Source organism: Enterobacter sp. BRE11 (assembly GCF_031844285.1).
In the GTDB taxonomy this organism is placed as follows: domain Bacteria; phylum Pseudomonadota; class Gammaproteobacteria; order Enterobacterales; family Enterobacteriaceae; genus Pantoea.
In genome coordinates this window covers 105,061-121,969 of sequence record NZ_JAUZUX010000007.1, presented here as the reverse complement: position 1 = coordinate 121,969, position 16,909 = coordinate 105,061, and the positions used below count along the sequence as shown (strand labels likewise).

Sequence of the window (16,909 nt, the reverse complement as noted above, 5' to 3'; positions counted from 1 at the left end):
ACGCACTCTGCGCCCTTACAGCGCGCGGTTTTTTATGCCATCAGGAAAAATGCGATCCATGCCGCTAAAAGGGAATTTTTCAAAAACTTTCATTTGAAAAATTTATTTCACTGTAATAGCTTCATAGCATGCTTTCGGTGTTGCCTGATCAGACAGCGTGGCGTCACGCTGAAGCTCTGCAGGGAACTCACACTTCTTAAGAGGCTATGAAATGAACATCACAGGAAACTTCATTGGCGGTCAGATTACCTACAGCGCCAGCAACGAAACCATCCCTGTCTATGACCCGGCGACCGGAAAAGTGGCGCGCGAGCTTACCCAGAGCACCGGCGCGGAAGTCGCCGAAGCGATTAAAATCGCGCACGAAGCCTTTCCCGCCTGGTCGAAAACCTCGCCGCTGCGCCGTGCCCGCGTCCTGTTTAACTTCAAGGCGCTGATGGAGCAGCATCGCGACGAACTGGCTGAACTGATTGTCTCCGAACACGGCAAAGTCTGGTCGGACGCGCAGGGTGAGCTGACGCGCGGGCTGGAAGTCGTGGAGTTCGCCTGCGGCATTCCGCATCTGATTAAAGGTGAATACTCCGCTAACGTCGGCACCGGCGTCGACAGCTATTCGCTGATGCAGCCGGTGGGCGTGGTAGCGGGCATTACGCCGTTTAACTTCCCGGCGATGGTGCCGCTGTGGATGTTCCCTATCGCGCTCGCCTGCGGCAACACTTTCGTGCTTAAGCCACCGGCGCTCGATCCGTCGGCGGCGGTGCGTATGGCCGAGCTGCTGAAAGAGGCGGGTCTGCCGGACGGCGTCTTCAACGTGGTGCACTCCTCTAACGAAGATGCCGAGCAGCTTTATAAAGATCCGCGCATTGCGGCGGTAAGCTTCGTCGGCTCGTCCGGCGTCGCCGAGCATATCTACAAAACCGCCAGCGCCCACGGCAAGCGCGTGCAGGCGTTCGGCGCGGCGAAAAACCACGCCATCGTTATGCCGGATGCCGATCTCGATGCGACGGTCAACGCCATTATGGGCGGCGCATTCGGCTCGGCCGGCGAGCGCTGCATGGCGCTGCCGGTGGTGGTCGCGGTCGGCGACGACACCGCCGACAAACTGATTGCGCGCCTGACGCCGCTGATTAACGCGCTGCGCGTCGGGCCTGGCATCAAGCAGGGCGCAGAAGAGAATGAGATGGGGCCGGTCGTCTCCGCTGCGCACCAGAAAAAGGTGCTGGGCTATATCGACAAGGGCGAGCAGGAGGGGGCGAAGCTGGTGGTCGACGGCCGCAACTTCCAGGTGCCGGGTCATGCGGAAGGTTACTACGTTGGTGGCACGCTGTTCGACAACGTGACGCCGGAGATGACGATCTGGCGCGAAGAGATTTTCGGGCCGGTGCTGAGCATTATGCGCGCGCCGGACTATGCCAGCGCGCTGCAGCTGGTCAACAGCCATGAGTTCGGCAACGGCAGCGCCATCTTCACCAGCAACGGCAATACCGCGCGCGAGTTTGTGCAGGATGTGGAAGCGGGCATGGTCGGCGTCAACGTACCGGTACCGGTGCCGATGGCGTTCCACAGCTTTGGCGGCTGGAAGCGTTCGGTGTTTGGCGCGCTCAACGTGCACGGGCCGGACGGCGTGCGCTTCTATACCCGCATGAAAACCGCCACGGCGCGCTGGCCGAGCGGTCAGCAGACGGTCTCGGAATTCAGCATGCCGACCCTGAGCTAAATCCATCACGTCATCATTACCGCTACAGGCCTGCAGAGACGCGCCTGTAGCGGCTTGTTTGCAGATTGAAAAAGGAGAGTGGGATGTCTTTTCTTGCAAAGGCGCAGCAGCCGGACGCCAGCGGCCGCATCCAGCACGTCACCCCGGAAAGCGCGGGATGGCGCTATGTCGGTTTTGACGCCTATCTGTTGAAAAAAGGCGACACGTTGCGCCTGAGCAGCGGCGATAAAGAGCTTTGCCTGGTGCTGGTCGCGGGACTCGCCTCGGTGAAAACGCGCCATGCTGACTTTCCCGGCATCGGCAAGCGGATGTCGCCGTTCGAGCGCGTGCCGCCTTATTCGGTATATGTGCCGCATAATGACGAGGTGGAAATCGTCGCCGACAGCGACCTGGAGCTGGCGGTCTGCAACGCCCCTGGCCAGGGCAATCTGCCGGCGCGCCTGATTGCGCCAGCGGATGTGGGTGTCGAGCAGCGCGGCAAGGGGCGCAATCAGCGGCTGGTGCACAACATTCTGCCCGACGACAAACCGGCTGATAGCCTGCTGGTGGTTGAGGTCTATACCAACGAAGGTGATACCAGCTCCTATCCGAGCCACAAGCACGACGAAGAAAACAGCGAAAACGAAACCTATCTGGAAGAGACCTACTATCACCGTTTCGAGCCAGAGCAGGGCTTCGCCATGCAGCGCGTCTATACTGACGACCGCTCGCTTGATGAGTGTATGGCGCCCTATAACCGCGACGTCGTGACCGTGCCGCGTGGCTACCATCCGGTGGCGACCATTGCCGGCTACAACAACTACTATCTGAACGTCATGGCTGGCCCGGTGCGGCTGTGGAAATTTACCTGGGAGAAAGATCACGCCTGGGTAAACAGCGACAGCTATCCGCGCGGCTAGCCGCGGTGAGATACAGAAATGAAAAAGGGCAACCTCAGGGTTGCCCTTTTTTCATGCTAAGTATCGGATTTAAGCGCTGACGTTATTCAACGCCAGCGACACCGCCAGCGTCTGCGCCAGGCAGAGCGAGGCGACCTGCGAACGGAACCCGTCTACCTGCGCTTCGCGCACCACAAAGCAGACGTCGCTGAAGGCCGCCAGCGGGCTGACCTGGCTGTCGGTAATGGCAATCTGGTGCGCGCCGCGCTTCGCGCCCATCTCCACCAGTTCTACCGCTTCGCGCGCGTATGGCGAGTAGCTGATAGCGATAACCACATCTTTCGGGTTCACCAGGCTGAGCTGCTCGGTGAACATGCCGCCCAGGCCGTCGATGAGGAAAGCGCGACGTTCGAGATGGCGCAGCGCGTAAACCAGATAGGAGGCGACGCTAAACGAGCGGCGCAGACCGATAACATAGATATTCTCCGCCTCGTTCAGCAGCTGTACCGCTTTGTTGAGCTGGTCGGGATTGACCTGCATCGCCAGCTGCTGCAGCGCCTGGCTATTGACCATCGTAAAGACATTCAGGATCTCCGCCGGGCTTTCCGGTGAGATGGCGGCGTCATCGGTGGCGGTCTGGCGGAACAGGCGCGCGCGCTCGGTATAGTTGACCGTCTCTTCCATCAGGTGCTGACGAAAAACCTGTTTCATTTCGTTGAAGCCGCTGAAGCCGAACGCATTGGCAAAGCGGATTAGCGTCGACGGCGGCACGTCAGCCTGCGCGGCGATAGAGGCCACCGTATCAAAGGCGATGCTGTTGCTGTTGTCGAGAATATAACGAGCCACCTGCTTCAGGCGCTTGCTCAGCGTTTCGTAGCGGCGACGAATATCATCCTGTAACAGGGAGAGTTGAGTAGGGTTATTAGTCATTACTTCGGCCCGTCAAAAAAGGAAAAATGGCTGGATAATGAGCGCTATAGTACCAGATGGATGGAAAATTTCATTTGTTTGCGCCCACCGCGGGGTTTATTTCATCGGTTTATGAATTACCTCACATAATGCAGGGAATGGGGTGGGAATAGCGGTGAAAAGCAGGCGAAAAAGCAGAACGGCCCCTCCTGCACGGCAGTGAAGCGTGCAGGAGGGGCCGGTGAACGACGTTACAGCCCGGCGTGCTCGCGAATATATTTGCGCGCTTTCACCGCATATTCAAAGGGATTGGCCAGCGCCGGATCCTGTTCGGCTTCGACCACCATCCAGCCCTTATAGCCGTAATCCTCCAGTATCTTAAACACCGGCTTAAAGTCGATAACGCCGTCGCCCGGTACGGTAAAGGTGCCTTTCTTCACGCCGTCGAGGAAGCAGAGGTGGTTGTCGCGTACTTCGGCGACAATCTCGTCGCGAACATCTTTCAGGTGAACGTGAAAAATACGCGGCAGATATTTCTGCAGCACGTCGAGCATCGCCTGCTGCGAGCCTTCGGAGTAGTAGATATGCCCGGTATCGTAGAGCAGCCCGACATTGTCATTGGTCAGCGCCATAAAGCGGTCGATCTCTTCCACGGTCTGAATGCCGGTGCCCATGTGATGGTGCAGCGTCACGCGCATCCCTTTCGCCGCGGCAATCTCCGCCAGTTCGTTGTAGCCTTCGGCCGTCAGGCGCCACTCTTCGTCGGTGAAGATCGGCTTTTGCTCCAGCACCGGCAGCGTGGTGCCCTGGATGCTTTTGCTCTGCTCGGAACAGCCGATAACGCGTGCGCCCATGGCGTGCAGAAAATTCATGTGGTTGACGAATTCGTCGATGGTTTTCGCTTTGTCGCCGTTAGCGAAAAAGGTGCTGAACCAGGCGTTGCAAATCTCAATGCCGCGGATGTCGAGCATCGGCTTCAGAACCGCCGGATCGCGCGGATATTTGCTGCCGACTTCGCTGCCGGTAAAGCCCGCCAGTGCCATCTCGCTCACCGTTTGCTGAAAGGTGTTCTCTTTGCCCAGCTCCGGCATATCGTCATTGGTCCAGCCGATCGGCGCGATGGCCAGTTTTACATTTTCTTTGTTCATCTGTTTAATCCTGACGGGTCAGGGCGGCCACAGCCGCCCGCAAGGAGAGGGAAACGCTTATTTCTTGTCGTAGAAGGCGGGACGCGGCGGCATTTCTACCGGCTCAATGGCGCCGCTCTGCTGCGCTTTCAGGCAGGCGTCGGCGGCTACCGAGGCGGCGAAGCCGTCCCAGGCGGATGGGCCAGTCAGGTCGCCCGCCTTCACGTCGTTGATAAAGGCCTGCAGCTCAACGTCATACGCCTCAATAAAACGATCTTTCCAGTCAGTCAGAATGGTGGTGGAGAGTTTGGCTTCGCTGCGCAGTTGCACCGAGGCGGGCTCCGGCAGCTTCGCGATGCCGGTTTCGCCGACCACTTCGCACTGGATATCGTAGCCATAGGCGCAGTTAACGAAGATCTCGACGTCGATACGCACCCCTTTTTGCGTTTCGAACAGCACGATTTGCGGATCTTTCAGGCGCGCATGCGACTTCGACGTCACGCGCGGGAAGACCACCTGCACGCTCTTATAGTCGTCGTTGGTCAGCCAGCGCAGCACGTCCAGCTCATGAATCAGCGTGTTGGTGATCGCCATATCGGTGGTGTAGCTCTCTGGCACCGCAGGGTTACGGTGCGCGCAGTGCAGCATCAGCGGCTCGCCGATGCCGCCCTCGACGATCACTTTTTTCAGCGCGCGGTAGCCCGCGTCGTACGGACGCATAAAGCCGACCTGCACCAGACGCTTGCCGTGCTGGATTTCTGCATCCACCACGCGACGGCAGCCTTCCGCGCTCATCGCCAGCGGTTTTTCGCAGAACACCGGCTTGCCAGCGGCGATGGCCGCGAGCGTAAATTCTTCATGCGTCGGATCCCAGGAGGTCACCAGAATCGCGTCGACTTCTGGTGAATTAATCACCTGATGGCCATCGGCGTAGACCTCCGCCTCGATATTGAGGCGCTGCAGCGCGGCGCGCGCGCTATCCACGTTGATATCCGATACCGCCACTACTTTTGCCCCCTGCAGGACATTATTGCAGCGACGAATATGTTCCTGGCCGATTGCGCCGGCACCGATAACGCCAAGTTTCAAAGTCATAATTACACCTGTAGGGTTCATAGCGAGAAATAAAGGGCCGGCGGTTCCGGCCGGAATATTAGTATTTGCGCGCCTGGTCGAGGTGAGCGTTAAGCTTCTCCGCCACCGCCTGCGTGCGTTCAGAGGTGGAAGCCTGCGCTACGCCGACGTGCCACCAGCTGAAATATTTGTGCACCATGGTTTTCGGCAGCACCTTGATGTCGATAAGCGTTGAAACCGGCGATTGACGCGCCTCTTCCAGCGCGACCTGCAACTGCTCCAGCGTGGTAACGCGCCAGGTTTTGCAGCCGTAGCCCGCCGCGATGGCGGCGAAGTCCACCGGCACGAAGCCGCCGTCCAGCTTGCCGCCTTCCGGGTTGCGGAAGCGGAACTCGGTGCTGAAGCTGTCCATGCCGTGTTCCATCTGCAGGTTGTTGATGCAGCCGTTGGTCATATTGTCGAACAGCACCACGTTGATCTTGGTGCGCTCCTGAATCGAGGTGACCAGCTCGGAGTGCAGCATCATAAAAGAGCCGTCGCCCAGCAGCGCGTAAACCTCACGATTCGGCTGCGCCAGCTTCGCGCCCAGCGCGGCGTTGACCTCATAGCCCATGCAGGAGTAGCCATACTCAACGTGGTACGAGTTGTAGTCGCGGGTGCGCCAGACGCGTTGCAGATCGCCCGGCAGACTGCCCGCTGCCGCGACAATCACTGCATCCTTTGGGAGCTGCTCGTTTAGCGTGCCGAGCACGCGGCTCTGGGTAAGCACCGACTGGGTCAGGCGATTGAATTCGGCGAACACCGCGTCGCGATCGATATGGTCAGCGATTTCCGGGATAAAGCCGTCGCCGCTGTATTCCACCTGATAGACGCGCTGCGTCTCTTTCAGCAGTTTGCTCTGCGCCTGCGCGATCTGATCGTCCCAGTCGTTGCTGTAGTTTTTATCCGCCAGCCCCGCCTCCAGCGCGACAAGCGCCTCGCGCGCGTCTGCCAGCAACTGCACGCCGTCGAGCTTGTAGCTGTCGAAGTTGCTGACGTTAACGTTAAGGAAGCTGACCTCCGGATGCTGGAAGATCCATTTTGATGCGGTGGTAAAGTCGGTGTAGCGCGTGCCGACGCCAATCACCAGATCCGCCTCTTTCGCCAACAGGTTGGCAGCCAGGCAGCCGGTTTCGCCCACGCCGCCAACGTTGAGCGGATGGTCAGAGACGATGGTGCCTTTGCCCGCCTGAGTTTCGGCGAAGGGAATTTGATAGCGTTCGGCAAACTGGCGCAGCGCCTCGCCCGCTTCGGAATATTTCACGCCGCCGCCCAGTACGATCATCGGCTTACGCTTGCGGCTAATCAGCGCCAGCGCGTCGTTTAGCTGCGCGGCGGTCGGCAGGCGACGATCGAGACGGTGTACGCGTTTCTGGAAGAAGTAGTCCGGGAAGTCCCAGGCTTCGCTCTGCACATCCTGCGGCAGCGCGAGGGTCACCGCGCCGGTTTCAGCGGGATCGGTCAGCACGCGCAGCGCGTTAATGCAGGCGGTCATCAGCTGCTCAGGACGGCTGACGCGATCCCAGTATTTGCTAACGGCGCGGAAGGCGTCGTTGGTGCTGATGCTGAGATCGTGGCTCTGCTCAATCTGTTGCAGCACCGGATCGGGCTGACGCGTCGCGAAGACATCGCCAGGCAGCAGCAGTAGAGGAATGCGATTAGCGGTGGCGGTGGCCGCCGCGGTGATCATATTGGCGGCACCCGGTCCGACCGACGAACTACAGGCGATAATTTGGCGGCGCAGAGATTGTTTAGCGAAGCCCATTGCGGCATGCGCCATACCCTGTTCGTTACGGCCCTGATAAACGGTCAGATCGCCGCTATCCTGCTCCAGCGCCTGACCCAGTCCCAGCACGTTGCCGTGACCAAAGATAGCGAAGAGGCCTTTTACGAACTTCGTTTCCACGCCATCGACATTAATGTATTGATTATCAAGAAACTTAACCAGCGCCTGTGCGGTGGTCATTCTGATGGTGGCCATATGCTTTTCCTCTACATGCTGCAACCTGGTAGCAGGTCAGCGACGTGGCGTATCGCAAAAGCGACCGCAGGTAACTGAAACGTGAAGCGATTATAAACAAATATATTTTTCATAAAATACGATTACAGAAGAAACATTTCATTTTGCGATTGAGATCAAATTTAACCGTGAAATGCGCTCCTCAGCGCGAACAACGAGAGGCTGAGTGAAACATGAAGTGAGAAAAGCGGATGATATGGATAATTTCATTCTATTTCAGCGGCTTCCATTCCGCCTGGCTCATCTGGCCCCGCAGGGCGTGTAGCCCAGAAACGGGGTGAAACAGCGTAAATATGGCGTGCATAATGCGCGGCCAATGCAGAGTTTTACCTGGTTCACAAAATCGCGATGTACGTTTCATTTCATATTGTGTTTGGAATTTTTATTCCTCATACTCGCTTTATCGTCAGTCTGGCAAGGGCAAAAACCAGACGCACGCCGGGATGTCGACTTTCTGGCCCGCGTGTCTGCTTATCACAGAAGGAAAAAACAGGTATGAGTACACAACAGAAGCGGCTTGATGTGATTTGTATTGGACGCATCGCCGTCGACCTTTATGGTCAGCAAATTGGCGCGCGGCTGGAGGATATGAGCTCCTTTGCCAAATATCTCGGCGGCTCCTCCGGCAATGTCGCTTATGGCACCGCGATTCAGGGGCTGAAGTCAGCCATGCTGGCGCGCGTAGGCGATGAACACAACGGCCGCTTTCTGCGCGAAGAGCTGAATCGCGTGGGGTGTAATACCGAGGGACTGATTACCGATAAGCAGCGCCTGACGGGGCTGGTGATCCTCGGCATCAAAGATGAAGAGAGCTTTCCGCTGATTTTCTACCGCGATAACTGTGCCGATATGGGGCTGGTGCCGGAAGATATCGACGAAGAGTTTATTAAGGCGTCGCGCGCGGTGGCGGTGACCGGCACCCATCTGTCGCATCCGCAGACGCGCGCCGCGGTGCTGAAAGCGCTCGATATTGCGAAGCGCAACGGCCTGCGCACCGCGCTCGATATCGATTATCGCCCGGTATTGTGGGGGCTTACCTCGCTCGGCGACGGCGAAACGCGTTTTATCGAGTCGCAGCAGGTGACGCGCCAGCTGCAGGAAGTGCTGCACTATTTCGACCTGATTGTCGGCACAGAAGAGGAGTTCCATATCGCGGGCGGCAGCACCGATACGCTGGCGGCGCTAAAAAGCGTGCGCCAGGCGACGCAGGCGACGCTGGTGTGCAAGCGTGGTCCGCTGGGCTGCGTGGTGTTCGAGGGCGACATCCCCGACAGCTGGGAGCAGACGCGCCTGCACAGCGGCGTGCGGGTCGAGGTTCTCAACGTGCTGGGTGCGGGCGACGCCTTTATGTCCGGGCTGCTGCGCGGCTGGCTTAATGACGAGGGCTGGGAGCAGGCGTGTCGCTACGCTAACGCCTGCGGTGCGCTGGTGGTATCGCGTCACGGCTGCGCGCCGGCGATGCCGACCAAAGCGGAACTGGACGATTTTCTCAACCGCGACCGCGAGGTGAAACGCCCCGATCTCGATCCCCGTCTTAACCATCTGCATCGCGTGACCACGCGCAAGCAGCAGTGGCCAGAGCTGAACGTTTTCGCCTTCGACCATCGCAAACAGCTGGCCGATATGGCGCACGAGGCGGGCGTCGATGAGAGCAAGATCCCGGCGTTGAAGGTGCTGTTGCTGAAGGCGGCTGAAGAGGCGGCGTCTGAGGCGGGCCTGGAGAGCAAGAGCGGCATCCTGGCTGATACCACTTACGGGCAGAAAGCGCTGAACGCCATTACCGGCAGAGGCTGGTGGATCGGCCGTCCCATTGAGCTGCCCAGTTCGCGGCCGCTGCGGCTGGAACATGGCAATATCGGCTCGCAGCTGATCGACTGGCCCGCCGAGCACGTAGTGAAATGTCTGGTGTTCTACCATCCGCACGACAGCGCCGAGATGCGCAAAGAGCAGGACGAGCTGGTGCTGGACGTCTGGAAAGGCTGCAACAAGAGCGGACATGAACTGCTGCTTGAGGTGATTCTGCCAGAGAGCAATCCCGATCGTGACGAAGCCCACTACCTCACCATGCTTAGCCACTTTTATCAGCTGGGCATTAAGCCCGACTGGTGGAAGCTCCCGCCGCTGTCGGCGGAGAGCTGGCAGGCGATTAGCGGCCTGATCGAGCAGCAGGATCCCTACTGTCGCGGCATTTTGCTGCTGGGACTTGATGCACCAGAAGAGCAGCTGAAGGCGGGTTTCGCCGCGGCGGCGCAGGCGCCCTGGGTGAAAGGCTTTGCGGTCGGGCGCACTATTTTCGGCCAGCCGTCGCGCCAGTGGCTGCAGGGCGAGCTGGATGATGCGGCGCTGGTGGAGAAGGTGAAGGGCAACTATCTGCGGCTGATCGGCTACTGGCGCGCTGCGCGCGGTTAGTCGCGGGCTTTTTATACAGACGGCTCTAAAGCTTAAAAAGCGGGAGGCATAAACCGAAGAGCAAAGCGTCCCGCGCCAGGGAAGGCGCGGGCCGAGCGAGCATGGATGCATAAGCGACTTTGCGATCGGTTTATCCCTCACGCGTCAGCACAATGCAGCTCACCTCAACGACGGGAACAAGCCCGTCGTTTTCATTTCAATAGCTTATTTCAGCGTGATGCTCTTAACGATGCTGTCCGCATCGCTCTGCGCCTGCTGCTGGTTATCACCTGGCAGCGTAATCTGCAGCGTCAGCAGTTTGCCGTCGACCTTCGCCAGAATCACTGAGGACCATGAGGTCTGGTTATTGGCGGAGACCACGCTGTCCAGACGCTGTGCAGGCTGATCTTTCAGGGTAATCGCTTTGTCGGACACCACCTGAAGCTGCGGATCGCGGTTGCGCTGCTGCTGTTCCAGACGCTGCGCCAGCACATCCAGCCCTTCGTTGGTGGCCTCGCCTGCGATAACAATCACGGCGCGCGCGCCGGTTTCATCGGCGTAAACGTGCATATTGGTCGTCTGGTTGCCCAGTTTGCCGCTCTTGTCCGACATGCCTGCCGGCAGCGAGAAGCTCAGCTTGCCATCCATCAGCGTGACGTTCTGCGCCGACTGGCTGGCGCTGGTGCCGTTGCTGCCGGTGGCGTCATCTTTCTTCTGATCGCAGGCCGCCAGGCCCAGCACCAGTAAGCCAATACCCGCATATTTCACTAAGTTTCGCATCTGAATCCCTTTATTTGATTCCAGTAAGGCGTTCATACAACTCGAATCAGGCGGCAAAAGCAACCGCCCGATTGTCAGAAGATCTTAGCGGGTCATTGCGAAAGGCTCTATCGCCGGTTAGCCGAAATTTACCTGCGGGCGCTGCGAGCGCTCCGCCAGACGTTTCAGCATCGCATTGAGCAGCACGCCGTAGGCGGGCAGGAAGAAGACCAGGCAGATCAGCACTTTAAAGCTGTAGTCCACCAGCGCGATCTCAACCCAGTGCGCGGCCATAAACGGGTCCGTGCTCTTATAAAAGGCGATAAAGAAGAAGGCGAGCGTATCGCTGATATTGCCGAGGAACATGGCAGCAGCAGGCGCCACCCACCACTGCGGCAGCTGGCGCAGGCGGTTAAAGACGTGAACGTCGAGGATCTGACCCAGCGCATAGGCCATAAAGCTGGCGCAGGCGATGCGCGCCACGAACAGGTTAACGTTATGCAGTGCCGCCAGGCCCTGCCACTGGCCCTGGTAAAACAGGCTGGAGACCAGATAGGAGACAAACAGCGCCGGGATCATCACCGCGAGGATAATGCGGCGTGCCAGCGGCGCGCCGAAAATGCGCACGGTCAGGTCGGTCGCCAGAAAAATAAACGGAAAGCTGAATGCGCCCCAGGTGGTATGGAAGCCGAAAATGGATACCGGCAGCTGCACCAGATAGTTGCTGGAGATAATCACCAGCAGATGAAACAGAGAGAGCCAGATCAGCGCGTGCTGACGCTGACGCAGAGAAAATGCGATCATAGTGGACCTTTTTCATATTGGGGTGAGGGAACCCATTGCCGCGCAAAGCTGAGCCCGCGCGACGGTGTCAACGTTAAAAAACCGCGGCATCTTACCGCGTTGTGCTATTTACGCAATGGTTAATTTTAACGCAATCGTTCTCGTCTTGCGTCTGCGGGGCGCCGCGTTAAAATGAGCGCCCCCTGTTTAGAACCGAGTGATTTATGAGCGACAACTTCTCCCACGCCGATCATCAGCTGGATGCCCTGGGCCTGCGCTGCCCGGAGCCGGTAATGATGGTGCGCAAAACGGTCCGCACCATGCAGGATGGAGAAACGCTGCTGATTATCGCCGACGATCCGGCCACCACGCGCGACATTCCCGGCTTCTGCCGCTTTATGGAGCATCGCCTGCTGGCGCAGCAGACCGACACCCTGCCTTATCACTACCTGATCCAGAAGGGCCTCGGCGCCTGATCGTCGCGCCCGCTACCTGCGACGCGCGCGCAGCAGCCGCAGCGCGTTAGCGGTCACCAGCGCCGTTGCACCGGAGTCGGCGACCACCGCCAGCCAGAGACCGGTCAGGCCCAGCAGCGTAGTGACCAGAAACAGCGCCTTCAGCCCCAGCGCAATGGCGATATTTTGCCGCAGCGTGGCACGCGTGCGCTGCGCAAGCGCCACCAGTGACGGCAGCAGCGGCAACGCATCGCGCGTCAGCGCGGCGTCGGCGGTCTCCAGCGCAATATCGCTGCCGCTTCCCATGGCGATGCCGATTGTGGCCGCCTTCATCGCGGGCGCATCGTTTATGCCGTCGCCGACCATTGCCAGCGGGCGCTGCTGACTCAGCGCGCGAATGGCGTCGACCTTGTCGCCAGGCAGCAGGCCAGCGCGAAAGTCGATGCCGAGTTCGCCAGCGATCGCCGCTGCCGCACGCGGGTTGTCGCCGGTGAGCATCAGGCTCTCAATGCCCATTCTTTTCAGCTCAGCCAGGGCGTCGCGTGCGTCGGCGCGCAGGTTGTCGCGCAGCGCCAGCGCGCCCAGCGGTTCGCCGTCGCGCAGGATCGCCACCAGCGTTTGCCCCTGTTCTTCCTGCTGCAGGATCTGCGTGCGCTGCGCGGCGCTCAAGGCGTCGACGCGGCCGGGGGACAGCAGCGCGATCTGCGCGCCCTCGACCTGCGCGGCGATGCCGCTGCCAGCCAGCGTCATCTGCTGGCTGGCCGAGGGCAGGGTCAGCTGTCGCTCGCTGGCGGCCGCGACAATCGCCGCGGCCAGCGGATGCGTCGAGCCCTGTTCCACCGCGGCCGCTAGCGCCAGCAGCTCATCCTGCGAGGCGGAGGTGAAGCGGAGTACGCCGGTAACCTGCGGTTTGCCCTGCGTCAGGGTGCCGGTTTTGTCGAAGGCGATGGCGCGTATCTGGCTGAGGCGCTCCAGCGCCGCGCCGCCCTTAATCAGTGCCCCCTGACGCGCGGCGGCGGCGAGGCCGGAGGTTATCGCAGCGGGCGTCGCGATCACCAGCGCGCAGGGACAGCCGATCAGCAGCAGCGTCAGACCTTTGTAGATCCACGGCAGCCAGCCGCCAAAGCCGAGCAGCGGCGGCACCACCATCACCAGCGCGGCCAGCAGCATAATCAGCGGGGTATAGAGACGGCTGAAGCGATCGATAAAGCGCTCGACCGGCGCGCGGTGGCTCTCCGCCTCTTCAATCAGGGTCAGAATACGGTCGATGGCGCTGGCACCCGGTTCAGAGGTTACCTCTAGCTGAATCAGGCGATCGACGCTGGTGGCGCCCGCCAGCAGCGCATCCCCTTTTTCACGCGTGACCGGCAGCGATTCGCCGGTGAGTGCGCTTTCATCCAGGTTCGCCTCGTCGCTCAGCAGGCGGCCGTCTACCGGCAGGCGTCCGCCTGCCGCCACTTCGATAACGTCGCCAGGGCGCAGCGCCGCCAGCGCCACGCTCTCCCGCCTGTCGCCGTTAAGGCGCGTGGCGTTTTCCGGGCGTAGCGCCATCAGCTGCGTCACGCCGCTGCGCGCGCGCGCGGCGGCAAAAGCTTCCAGGCGTTCGCCCAGCAGGAACAGCAGCAGCACCATCGCCGCTTCGGCATGGGCACCGATCAGCAACGCCCCGGCGGCAGCCACGCTCATTAGCGTTTCGATAGTAAAGGGCGAGCCAATGCGGGCGCGTCGCCATGCGCTGCGCGCCACCGGCCACAGGCCAGTCAGCGTCGTAAGGATAAACAGCCCGTCACCCCAGCGCGGCGCAAACTGGCTTAGCGTAAAGCTGGCGAGCATCAGGAGAGCGAGCACGATGATGGCGCGGTTATCGCGCCAGCGGGAGGCGGCGGGTGGAGCGGTTGCCTCGCTGGCCAGGGTAAATCCGGCGCGCTTAACGGTCTGTTCTACGGCGGCGGAGACATCGGCACTGGCCTCAACCAGCAGCTTTTCACTGGCGAATACAACGCGCGTTTGCCGCACCTGCGGCAGCTGGGCAACGGCAGTTTCAATGGTACGGGCGCAGCTGGGGCAGTCCATGCCGCTGACGCGCCAGCTAAAGCGCCAGCCGCCTTGCCTGTCGCTCTCTTCGTCGCTGTCGCCGGCATGTCTCTCCTCGCCAGGGCTGCCGTCCGCCTCGCAGCAACCGCCCCCGCAGGCTGGCTGAACAGGTGAAGCGGCGCGGATGTTCAGGCGTGCAGACGCCGCGCCAGGCAGGGCGCACAGCGGTTTAGTGGCGGAATGCGTGTGGCAAGAGCGGCCGCAGCCGCAGGCGTGTTCGTGATGATGTTGCTGCATAAAACCTCCAGTAGCGGACGGGCGATCCCGCCCGCTACTGCATCCTACACTCTGGAGTCGACTCCAGAGTCAAGGCCGGTTTTACATCAGATAAGCCACAGCGAGCGGACAATCATAAAGTGCCCGGCAAAGTAACAGGCGGCGACGATAGCGCTGTCGGCGCGAAAACGGCGGCGATAGTGGCTGACGAACCAGACGATATTGGCCAGCAGCAGCAGGCTTGCGCCTACTACCAGCGTGAAGCTGTCGTCGGTGGGACGGAAGAGATACTGCTCGGCGGCCATCCAGGTCATGACCAGCGTCATGCCGATCAGCGTGCAGATCGGCCAGCGCAGCGTCTCCAGGCGGTTCCAGATGGTCGCGATAGTGATGGCGCCAATAATCAGCAGCGTCAGCGGAATCGGCCAGTAAAAGGTCATCGTCATGCCGGCGGCGAAGCTGATGGTGTACAGCAGGTGAGAGAGGAAGAAGGCCCCCAGCGCGTAGAGCATCTGCTGGCGCGGCAGCAGCAGCAGCGCGTCGCCGACCAGCGTCGCGAGCAGTCCGGCGATAATCAGGTAATCGGTCGGTTTCAGCACCGGCGCCTGCCAGGCCCAGCCCACCATCAGCAACAGCGTAATAGGTTTGAAGAGCCAGCGCTGCCACTGCGGGCCGCGATAGGATGCGTCAACATAGAGCCAACCGGAGAAGAGTACGGCAAGAAATGACCAAAGCATTGCTGCTCCCTTAAGGACAACCTGTCCATCAGATGGTGAAAATTCCCAATAAGTCGATCTCAGTTTAGGTTACGGCCTCGCAATGTGACAATCAGGCAACTCTGGTTGTATGCTTCACCCGCACTGCTTTCCAGAGCTTAACGAGACGAGAAAAAACCATGAGCAAACCACCGCTACTCTTTTTTATCGTACTGGCCGTTATCGCCGTGCTGGCGACGCGCCAGTTTATCAAGCAGCGGCGCGAGGCGGCGGTGAACGACGCCTCGCCGGTGCGCACGCTAATGGTGAAGGTCAAGACCAAGCGGGAGTACCCGTCGCCCAACCGGCGCTCGCGCCAGCGCGAAGTGATTGCAGGGGAAGAGATGCGCTACGAAGCCTGGTTCCATCCCCTGAACGGCGCCAGCGATATTAAGGCGATTGTGGGCGAGCGCGACTACAACCAGATGGATACCGGCGCGAAGGGCGAGCTGAAGATGCAGGGATCGCGTTTCGTCAGCTTTACGCCGGCGCAGTAAAACTGCGAATTTTGATAAAGTGCCCAGCGCGGGTAAGACGAATCGATCGCAAAGACGCAAAAGCGGCATCCTTGCCAGCTCGGCCCGCGCGAGTACGCACCTCATCCCTGAGGCGCGCCCGTCACCGGGCCAACGTTACACGTTGTTCAAAAGCGCTCCCGGCGCTTTTGTCCCTGTCGCGGGACGCTTTGCTCTTCGGTTCGTCTCACCCGCTTGCAGACGTTGTAAGCTGTTCAGTCCGCTGTTTCACTTCTTCTTCGGAAAATTGGCCTTCTGCCACGCCAGCAGTTCAAACACGCCGAACAGAAAGATTTTGGTTTGCGTCCAGCGATCAATTGGCGGCGCATCCTTCGGCTGGGTGGCGCGCAGCAGCGTCAGCTGCAGCCCGTGCATCAGGATCATAAAGAACAGCGCGACGTGGATAAAATAGCGCAGCGGTTTAGGGTAGGGATCGACCAGGTTAAAAAGTAAAAAAGCCCAGACGCACAGCATTAACAGGCGGCCTAAATTAAGCAACATCGGATGTCTCTTGTTGTCGGTGATATAAACGATACGCCACTTGTCCGGCGATCTTCTCGCGATGCAGTGCCCAGCTAGCGGGCACCGGCGGCGCGCCGTGCTCGACTTCGCTCTCAACATAAATCATCGCCTCGTCCGCCAGCCAGCCATTCTGTTCCAGCAGCTGCAGCGTCTGCTCCAGCAGCCCTTTACGGAACGGCGGATCGACGAATACCACGTCGTATGGCTCGCCGGAGGCGGCCAGCCAGTTGAGGGTATTGACGTTGATCACCTGCGCGTCGCTGGCGCGCAGGGTGTTTACATTTTTCTCCAGCTGCTGCGCCACCGGACGTTCCAGCTCCAGCAGCGTCACCGAACCCGCAAAGCGCGACAGCGCCTCCAGGCCGAGCGCGCCGCTACCGGCAAAACAGTCAAGGCAGCGCGCCTGCTGCAGCACCGGCGCCAGCCAGTTAAACAGGGTTTCACGAACGCGATCGGTGGTGGGGCGCAGTCCGGCGCTGTCGGGCACCGGCAGTTTGCGTCCGCGCCACTGACCGCCGTTGATGCGGATTTGTCCGGCAGCGCCTGTGCTACGAGGGGTTTTACTCATCTTGCTCACAACTCGTCATAATTTGTTGCGTAGTTTAACGGGCGAACGAGTGAGAAGAAACGGTAAAAAAGGGTGCTGTGGTGCGCTGGC

General features: G+C 60.0%; 15 protein-coding genes. 5 read left to right on the top strand and 10 right to left on the bottom strand.

Annotation, left to right across the window (positions count from 1 at the left end; translation table 11 throughout):
- Positions 1-211: 211 nt before the first annotated feature.
- A complete protein-coding gene (locus tag Q9R34_RS09235) occupies positions 212-1,717 on the top strand; it encodes a CoA-acylating methylmalonate-semialdehyde dehydrogenase (RefSeq protein ID WP_485893194.1) in 1,506 nt (501 codons plus the stop codon).
- A gap of 83 nt (positions 1,718-1,800) precedes the next feature.
- Complete coding sequence (gene iolB, locus Q9R34_RS09230; RefSeq protein WP_434124786.1) at positions 1,801-2,616, top strand: 5-deoxy-glucuronate isomerase; 816 nt, start codon at positions 1,801-1,803, stop codon at positions 2,614-2,616.
- Between the two features lie 69 nt (positions 2,617-2,685).
- Here the strand turns inward: iolB and Q9R34_RS09225 are convergent, their stop codons facing one another.
- The 4 genes from Q9R34_RS09225 to iolD form a co-directional block, all read right to left on the bottom strand.
- Positions 2,686-3,525, bottom strand: a complete 840-nt coding sequence (locus tag Q9R34_RS09225) for a MurR/RpiR family transcriptional regulator (RefSeq protein WP_485893193.1) — start codon at positions 3,523-3,525, stop codon at positions 2,686-2,688.
- 230 nt (positions 3,526-3,755) lie between these two features.
- A complete protein-coding gene (gene iolE / locus Q9R34_RS09220) occupies positions 3,756-4,652 on the bottom strand; it encodes a myo-inosose-2 dehydratase (RefSeq protein WP_434124788.1) in 897 nt (298 codons plus the stop codon).
- Positions 4,653-4,709: 57 nt separating this feature from the next.
- Positions 4,710-5,726 carry a bifunctional inositol 2-dehydrogenase/D-chiro-inositol 1-dehydrogenase gene (gene iolG / locus Q9R34_RS09215; protein ID WP_485893192.1) on the bottom strand — a complete coding sequence of 339 codons (1,017 nt, stop codon included), beginning with the start codon at positions 5,724-5,726 and terminating at the stop codon, positions 4,710-4,712.
- A 58-nt stretch (positions 5,727-5,784) separates the two neighbouring features.
- The gene (gene iolD, locus Q9R34_RS09210; RefSeq protein ID WP_485893191.1) at positions 5,785-7,725 is read right to left on the bottom strand and encodes a 3D-(3,5/4)-trihydroxycyclohexane-1,2-dione acylhydrolase (decyclizing); all 1,941 of its coding nucleotides are present in this window, start codon (positions 7,723-7,725) and stop codon (positions 5,785-5,787) included.
- Positions 7,726-8,259: 534 nt separating this feature from the next.
- On the opposite strand from iolD, the gene Q9R34_RS09205 reads away from it, so the two are divergent.
- On the top strand, positions 8,260-10,173 hold the full coding sequence (locus Q9R34_RS09205) for a bifunctional 5-dehydro-2-deoxygluconokinase/5-dehydro-2-deoxyphosphogluconate aldolase (protein WP_485893190.1): 1,914 nt from the start codon (positions 8,260-8,262) through the stop codon (positions 10,171-10,173).
- A gap of 204 nt (positions 10,174-10,377) precedes the next feature.
- Here the strand turns inward: Q9R34_RS09205 and Q9R34_RS09200 are convergent, their stop codons facing one another.
- Both Q9R34_RS09200 and Q9R34_RS09195 read right to left on the bottom strand, forming a co-directional pair.
- The gene (locus tag Q9R34_RS09200; protein ID WP_485893189.1) at positions 10,378-10,932 is read right to left on the bottom strand and encodes a DcrB family lipoprotein; all 555 of its coding nucleotides are present in this window, start codon (positions 10,930-10,932) and stop codon (positions 10,378-10,380) included.
- Between the two features lie 117 nt (positions 10,933-11,049).
- Positions 11,050-11,715, bottom strand: a complete 666-nt coding sequence (locus Q9R34_RS09195) for a 7-cyano-7-deazaguanine/7-aminomethyl-7-deazaguanine transporter (RefSeq protein WP_485893188.1) — start codon at positions 11,713-11,715, stop codon at positions 11,050-11,052.
- Between the two features lie 203 nt (positions 11,716-11,918).
- Here Q9R34_RS09195 and tusA point away from each other — a divergent pair, with 203 nt between their 5' ends.
- Positions 11,919-12,170: a sulfurtransferase TusA gene (gene tusA / locus Q9R34_RS09190; RefSeq protein WP_033753239.1), complete on the top strand. Its 252-nt coding sequence runs from the start codon at positions 11,919-11,921 to the stop codon at positions 12,168-12,170.
- A 12-nt stretch (positions 12,171-12,182) separates the two neighbouring features.
- On the opposite strand, the gene Q9R34_RS09185 is transcribed toward tusA, so the two are convergent.
- Together Q9R34_RS09185 and Q9R34_RS09180 are read right to left on the bottom strand one after the other, a co-directional pair.
- Positions 12,183-14,480, bottom strand: coding sequence for a zinc/cadmium/mercury/lead-transporting ATPase (locus tag Q9R34_RS09185; RefSeq protein WP_485893187.1), 2,298 nt, complete (start codon positions 14,478-14,480; stop codon positions 12,183-12,185).
- Positions 14,481-14,566: 86 nt separating this feature from the next.
- The gene (locus Q9R34_RS09180) at positions 14,567-15,196 is read right to left on the bottom strand and encodes a lysoplasmalogenase (protein ID WP_485893186.1); all 630 of its coding nucleotides are present in this window, start codon (positions 15,194-15,196) and stop codon (positions 14,567-14,569) included.
- A gap of 158 nt (positions 15,197-15,354) precedes the next feature.
- Here Q9R34_RS09180 and Q9R34_RS09175 point away from each other — a divergent pair, with 158 nt between their 5' ends.
- On the top strand, positions 15,355-15,711 hold the full coding sequence (locus Q9R34_RS09175; RefSeq protein WP_216492955.1) for a DUF2500 domain-containing protein: 357 nt from the start codon (positions 15,355-15,357) through the stop codon (positions 15,709-15,711).
- Between the two features lie 246 nt (positions 15,712-15,957).
- On the opposite strand, the gene Q9R34_RS09170 is transcribed toward Q9R34_RS09175, so the two are convergent.
- A complete protein-coding gene (locus Q9R34_RS09170) occupies positions 15,958-16,230 on the bottom strand; it encodes a DUF1145 family protein (protein ID WP_033753227.1) in 273 nt (90 codons plus the stop codon).
- Entirely contained in the window at positions 16,220-16,819 is a 600-nt protein-coding gene (gene rsmD, locus Q9R34_RS09165; RefSeq protein ID WP_485893185.1) for a 16S rRNA (guanine(966)-N(2))-methyltransferase, read from the bottom strand. Before rsmD ends, Q9R34_RS09170 begins: the two co-directional genes overlap by 11 nt.
- Positions 16,820-16,909: the final 90 nt, after the last annotated feature.